6 protein-coding genes are annotated in these 6236 nt (G+C 70.1%); 5 read left to right on the top strand and 1 reads right to left on the bottom strand.

The features are described 5' to 3' along the window. Positions 1 to 746 precede the first annotated feature (746 nt). Genes ABT313_RS31565 through ABT313_RS31555 form a run of 3 tightly spaced genes read left to right on the top strand, consistent with a single transcriptional unit; the run spans position 747 to position 3419 of the window. Entirely contained in the window at positions 747 to 1613 is an 867-nt protein-coding gene (locus ABT313_RS31565; RefSeq protein WP_350861317.1) for a hypothetical protein, read from the top strand. Next, positions 1610 to 2551 (top strand): tetratricopeptide repeat protein, encoded by a 942-nt coding sequence (locus tag ABT313_RS31560; protein ID WP_350861315.1) that lies wholly within the window; start codon positions 1610 to 1612, stop codon positions 2549 to 2551. The genes ABT313_RS31565 and ABT313_RS31560 overlap by 4 nt, the downstream gene beginning before the upstream one ends. 4 nt (positions 2552 to 2555) lie before the next feature. Then, positions 2556 to 3419, top strand: coding sequence for a CHAD domain-containing protein (locus ABT313_RS31555; RefSeq protein WP_350861313.1), 864 nt, complete (start codon positions 2556 to 2558; stop codon positions 3417 to 3419). A 3-nt stretch (positions 3420 to 3422) separates the two neighbouring features. On the opposite strand, the gene ABT313_RS31550 is transcribed toward ABT313_RS31555, so the two are convergent. Further along, a complete protein-coding gene (locus ABT313_RS31550; protein ID WP_350861311.1) occupies positions 3423 to 4574 on the bottom strand; it encodes a DUF1015 family protein in 1152 nt (383 codons plus the stop codon). Between the two features lie 24 nt (positions 4575 to 4598). On the opposite strand from ABT313_RS31550, the gene ABT313_RS31545 reads away from it, so the two are divergent. Continuing rightward, positions 4599 to 5696 (top strand): HAD-IIA family hydrolase, encoded by a 1098-nt coding sequence (locus tag ABT313_RS31545; RefSeq protein WP_350861309.1) that lies wholly within the window; start codon positions 4599 to 4601, stop codon positions 5694 to 5696. 66 nt (positions 5697 to 5762) lie between these two features. Continuing rightward, entirely contained in the window at positions 5763 to 6236 is a 474-nt protein-coding gene (locus tag ABT313_RS31540; protein WP_350861307.1) for a phasin family protein, read from the top strand.

Raw genomic sequence — 6236 nt, 5'->3', positions numbered from 1 at the left:
CGACCGGGAGGTCGTGGGAGAGTAGGACGCCGCCGGACATTCACACTGTTAAGGGCCACCCCGCACCGGGGTGGCCCTTAACATATATACAGCCAGTTTCTGGCTTGTTGTCCTGCCTGGTGCCGTGGTCAGTGTCTGACTGGCGGCCAGGGCCTCACCCCCGCTGCGGACGCGGTAACGTTTGTCCGATTACTGCTCTTCAGCATCGTTAGGAGTCACCGTGGCGACGCCACCTCGCAATCCTCGCTCCGGCTCAGGGGACCGCCGCGGTTCCTCCGGAGGCGCCGGCCGTTCCGGCCGCAGCGGAGGTGGACGTCCCGAGTCCGGCGGCCGTTCCGGATCCGGGGCTGGTCGGTCGGGTTCCGGCGGCGGTCGTTCCGGTTCTGGTGCCGGGCGTTCCGGCTACAGCGGTGGCACGGGCTCTGGAGCGGGTCGCTCGAGCTCGGGCGGTGGCCGTTCGGGTTCTGGAGCGAGTGGCTCCGGGGCTGGTCGTGCGGGTTCTGATGGTGCGCGCGGCGGTGCCGGCGGGCGTTCCGGTGGTGCTCCGAGTCGTCCGGGTGGGTTTGCCGGCGGGCGTTCGGGCGGGCGGTCCGGTGGACCGCGTTCGGGCGGCAACTCGTCGTACCGGGAAGACGGTGCGCCGGAGAACAGGCGTGGGTATGTCGGGTCCCGTGGTGATGACAAGAGTCAGCGGGATCCGTTCCGTGGTCAGCTGAGCGGAGACGGCGGTCGCGGCGCTGGGCGCGGTGACCGGTCCGGCGGATACCGGCGGGATGATCGTGGCGACGACCGACGTGATGATCGGTCCGGTGGCGGCGGTGGATACCAGCGCGATGACCGCGGTGGGGCTCGGCGGGACGATCGCGGTGGCGACGGGCGTGGCTCGTACCCGCGGGATGATCGTGGAGGAAACCGCGGCGGCCAGCGGGACGATCGTGGTGGATACCGGCGGGATGACCGCTCTGGTGGCGACCGTGGCGGGTACCGGCGTGACGAGCGGTCGGGTGATGACCGTGGTGGTTACCGGCGCGATGAGCGTGCTGGTGGCGAGCGCGGTGGGTATCGGGACGCGCGGTCGGGCGACCAGCGCGGTGGGTACAACCGGGACGACAGGTCCGGCGATTCGCGTGGTGGGTACAACCGGGATGACCGGTCGGGTGACTCGCGTGGGCGCGGTCCTGGTGCGGCTCGTAGTGGTGGGCCGGCGCGTGGGGAGCGTGGAGCTTTCCGGCGGGATGACCGTGGCGATGGTCGGCGGGACGAGCGCGGTGGGTACCGGCGGGACGAGCGCTCCGGCGACGACCGTGGTGGGTACAGCCGTGATGACCGCGGTGACTCGCGGGGTGGCTACCGGCGGGACGAGCGTGCGGGCGAGGCTCGTGGCGGGTACCGGCGGGATGAGCGGTCCGGTGACTCGCGCAGTGGGTACAACCGGGATGACCGGGGCGGTGACTCGCGGGGGCGTGGGCGGGACGATCGGCGTGGGCCCGCGGGGCGCGATGAGCGGCGTGGCGGACCTCGCCGGGAGGACCGCGAGGAGAAGGCCGGGCCTCGTCGGGACGACCCCAAGATTCCGGAAGGGATCACGGGTGCCGAGCTCGATCGTGGTGTGAAGGCCGAGCTGCGGTCGTTGCCGCGGACGTTGGCGGATCTGGTCGCGCAGCACCTGGTCGCGTCGGGGCGGTTCCTGGACGACGATCCGGAGTTGGCGTACCAGCACGCGCGGGTTGCGCGGCGGCTGGCGTCGCGGCTTGGCGGAGTACGTGAGGCTGTCGCGATCACGGCGTACCTGGCTGAGCACTACGACGAGGCGCTGACCGAGTTCCGGGCCGTACGGCGGATGACGGGTAACCACGAGGTCATCGCGATGATGGCCGACTGCGAACGTGCGCTCGGGCGGCCGGACAAGGCGCTGGCGCTGACCAAGGACAAGCACGTCACCGAACTGTCGGAGCCGACGCAGATCGAGCTGCTGATCGTCGCGGCCGGCGCCCGGCGTGACATGGGACAGACCGCGGCGGCGATCCAGACGCTCGACGTGCCGGAGCTGACCAAGCGGACGCGGGCCGAGTGGCTGCCGCGGCTGCGGTACGCGTACGCCGACGCGCTGGAGGAGGCCGGTCGTACCGACGAGGCGCTCGTCTGGTTCCACCGGGCGGCTGGTGTCGACGGGGACGGTCTGACCGGCGCCGCCGAGCGCGCTGCACAGCTGGAAGGTCTCGAGTTCACCGACCTCGACGAAGATGACACCGTCCTCGACGACGAGTACTTCGAGGAAGAGGACGAGGTCGAGGAGGACGCCGACGAGGACCTGGCCGACGAAGCCGACGAGGCGGACGACGAGGCCGAGGATGAAGCCGACGAGGCCGAGGACGAGGCTGACGAAGCCGACGACGAAGCTGATGAGGCGGCGGATGCGGCTGACGAGGCTGAGGACGCTGCGGATGAAGCCGGGGACGATCTGGACGAGGATGGGGTCGACGAGTTCGGCGACGCTGTTGAGGGCGTGAAGGACTCGGCCGACGAGACTTCCAAGGACGCTGAGGAGTAGGGCTGTGGCTGACCGGGACTTGGTAGTGGCTGAGAGCCCGGTCGGCATGCTGGTCGGCGTGGCCCTCGCGAGGGGTGCGCGCCGGCTCGAGAAGTCTGTGGCGATGGTGTCGGCGGGGGAGGACGACGCCATCCACCAGGTCCGCGTCTCCTGCCGGCGCCTCCGCAGCGACCTCAAGCTGTTCCGCAAACTCCTGGCCGGCGACTGGGCGCCCGAGCTCCGCGCCGACCTGGCGGCGCTCGCACAAGCCTGCGGTGAGGCGCGCGACCTGGAAGTGATCGCCGCCCTCGTCCGCGAGAACGCGACCAGCGAGGACAACGAGGAACACGTCGACACGATCCTCACCACGCTCACCCTCGGACTCGACCGCGCCGCCGCACGCTCCGCCGAGGTGGTGCTGGGCGAGACCACCAAGGACCTGCTCACCACGATCGAGTCGATCGCGGCAGCCCCGGATCTGAAGCCCAATGCAGACAGGCCGTGCGGCGAAGTTCTACCCGAGCTCCTGCAGTCGGCCACCGCGAAGTTCGCCCAGGAAGCCGGCAAGCTCAAGCCCTGGACCCCTGACGACGACTGGCACGAGGTCCGCCTCCTGGCCAAACGAGTCCGGTACGCCGCCGACACCACCGCCGCAGTGCTCGGTGAGGAAGCAAAAGCCACCGCGACCCAAGCAGCGACGTACCAGGAGCTCCTGGGTCAGCACCAGGACCACTGCGCTGCAGCAGACGCCCTGACCGGTATGGCTGCCGACGCGGCCGCCCAGGACGACCCGGAGCTCTCCTTCACGCTCGGACGCCTCACAGAGCGCCACCGCGCGGCTCGCAGGCCTCTCCGGGAGCAGTTCCTGGCGCTCTACCACCGGCCCTGACCCTCAGAGCATCCGGAACAGCAGCCCCACCCGCGGCTTCGGCCCGAACGACGTGGCCTTCTGCGGCAGTACGACGCCCTGCGCCGCGGAACGCAGTACCTGGTCCATCCTGGGCGCCGTGAGCTCCACAGCCGCCTGCTGAGGCCCAGCCAACGCCAGTGCGTCTGCGAGCGTGTGATGGAAGCTCATGTCGTCCTCCACCACACCCCAGGCAGGCAGCAGCACCTCGTGCAGTAGCGCGACCGTCGGCGTCTCCCCATCGGAGTGGAGCGTCAGCCAGCTGGTGCCGTCGGTGACTGAGATACGGCCCGGATCGCCCTCCACCCGGCCAGGCTGTATCTGCCAACCGGTCGGCGTATGTGTCTGCACAGTCTCCAGATCCAGACCTGGTACGACGCGGTGGATCGGGTCCAGCGTCAGCGGATGGCGGATGTAGTCCACCAGCATCGCCAGACCGACCTCTGCACCAGGCCGATAAGGCTCCCGCAGCTGCCTCTCCAGGTACGCCGCGTACCGGTGGTGCCCGTCCGCGATAACAGCCTCATGCTTGGCCAGCTCCACCGAGATCGCCGAGAGCACCTCAGGGTCGTCAATGCGCCAGATGCGGTGCTCGGCACCGTTGTACGTCTCGGCCTCCAGCCATGGCTCACCGGCCCGCGCGGCGTCCACGGCATCGCTGGCCACGCTGCCACCGGCGTACGCCAGCAGGATCGGCTCCAGGTCGGCGTCGGTCGCCTCCATCAGCCGTAGGCGGTCGTCGACCCAGTGCGGCATGACCTCCTCGTGCGGCAGCACCACTGTGCGGGCCGGGTCCAGCCGCAGCGAGCCGACGAGTCCGCACAGTACGGCGTTCCCCAGGCGCTGCTCGTACACGTACAGCGCGGGCCGCTCGTCCTGTACGACCACCCCGTCCCGCTGCCACCGGGCGAGCCGCTGCGCGGGTTCGTCGTACCGGGCCGGGCCGAGGTCCGGATCGCGTGGAAGGATGAGCCTCACCATGTTGTGCAGATCAGAGTCAGTCAGCCGCCGGACGATGGCGGGTTCCAGCACGTCGTACGGCGGTGACGTGACCGCGCCGAGCGCGCTCACCTTGCCCGCCACGAACCGCCAGGCCCGCAGTGGGTCGAGTCTCAGCACCCCCCTAGCATCCGGCATGCGCGGCATCGTACGGGGTGCGGCATGAGTACGCCGCCCGAACCGCTGTCGGCGTGTGACGAACCGCTCGCGAGCCGGTACGACGTGGCGCTGCTCGACCTCGACGGTGTCGTGTACGTCGGCCCGGACCCGGTACCGGACGCACCGGAGAACCTGCGCAAAGCGGCCAAGGAAGGTATGCGGATCGGGTACATCACCAACAACGCGAGCCGGCCGGCGCGGGTTGTTGCCGAGCACCTCGCATCGTTCGGGCTGGACGTGATCGCCGACGACGTGGTGACGTCCGCGCAGGCGGCCGCGAAGCTGATCGCGAGCGAGTATCCGAAGGGTTCGCCGGTCCTGGTCGTCGGCGGCGAAGGGCTGTATGTCGCGCTCGAGGAGTACGGCCTGACGCCGGTCCGCAGCAGCGACGCCCACCCGGTCGCCGTCGTCCAGGGATTCCACCCGGACGTGAACTGGGTGATGCTCGCCGACGGCGCGCATGCGATCCACGAAGGCGCGAAGTGGTTCGCGACCAACCTGGACCTGACCATCCCGACCGCGGCCGGCAAGGCGCCCGGGAACGGGACCCTCGTGCAGGCGGTCCGGGCCGCGGTCGACGTGGATCCGGTCGTCGCCGGTAAGCCCGAGCCGCCGCTGCTGGAGACCAGCATCGAGCGGCTGAAAGCCAAGCACCCGTTGATGATCGGCGACCGACTGGACTCCGACATCCAGGGCGCCAACGCGGTCGGGATCGCGAGCCTGTGGGTCGCGACCGGCGTCAACGACCCGTACGACCTGGCGCGGGCGCCGAAGAACCAGCGCCCGACGTACCTCGCCGCCGGGCTCGGCGCGCTGGCCGAGAAGCAGCCCGGCGTGACCGTCGACGGCGGGAAGCACTCCTGCGAAGGCTGGACCGCCGAGATCGTGAACAACGCGGTCGCGGTCAAGGGCGAGGGCAAGCCGTACGACGGACTCCGCGCGATCCTGTCCGCGGTGTGGACCGCCGTCGACGCGCCGGCCGAACCGGCCAAGCCGGCCAAGGCGGCCGCGCGCAGCCGTCGCCCCCGCCCGAAGCCTGCGCCCACGGCGGATTCGATCGCGATCGACGCCGCCCTGCACCGGGTGGGCCTCGACAAGTAGGTGCTGCTGGCTGGTATCCCAGGTCCGAGGCGATACCGTTGCTGGGAACGATGCGAGGAGGCAGTCATGGTGATGGACGCAGTGCGCGGCTACGTACAGCTGGCGAGCGGTTTGACCGAGGTCACCAAGCAGAAGGCCCAGGCGGCTGCGAAAGCGTTGCTGCAGCAGACCGGGGCGGACACGCTGACCACCAAGGTGAGCGACCTGGCCGACGAGATCGTTGCCACCAGCAAGAGCAATCGCCAGCTGCTGCAGGCGATCGTGTCGAACGAGGTCGAGGGCGCGGTCGCGCGGCTCGGTTTCGTTCGTTCTGAGGAAGTTGCGGCGCTGACCCGCCGGGTGAAGGCGCTGGAGACCGAGCTGGCCGAGGCGCACGCCGGCGGCCCGGTTCCCGACCCGCTGGTCGGGGACGCGCCGGTGCTGGCGAAGAAGGCGGCTGCCAAGAAGGCCGCGAAGAAGGTGCCGGCCAAGAAGGCGGTGCCGCTGGCCAAGAAGGCCGCCGCGAAGAAGGCTGCCAAGAAGACGGCGAAGAAGGCCTGA

Origin of the sequence: Kribbella sp. NPDC000426, from assembly GCF_040300265.1 — a bacterium.
Classification (GTDB): Bacteria; Actinomycetota; Actinomycetes; order Propionibacteriales; family Kribbellaceae; genus Kribbella.
Note: the sequence above shows the minus strand (reverse complement) of the source record. Positions and strands in the feature narration are given on the sequence as shown.

Excerpts from the sequence above, each read along its gene's own strand:
- ABT313_RS31550 (WP_350861311.1), bottom strand. The coding sequence starts at position 4,574 with ATGCCGGATGCTAGGGGGGTGCTGAGACTCGACCCACTGCGGGCCTGG.
- ABT313_RS31540 (WP_350861307.1), top strand. The coding sequence starts at position 5,763 with ATGGTGATGGACGCAGTGCGCGGCTACGTACAGCTGGCGAGCGGTTTG.
- ABT313_RS31545 (WP_350861309.1), top strand. The coding sequence starts at position 4,599 with ATGAGTACGCCGCCCGAACCGCTGTCGGCGTGTGACGAACCGCTCGCG.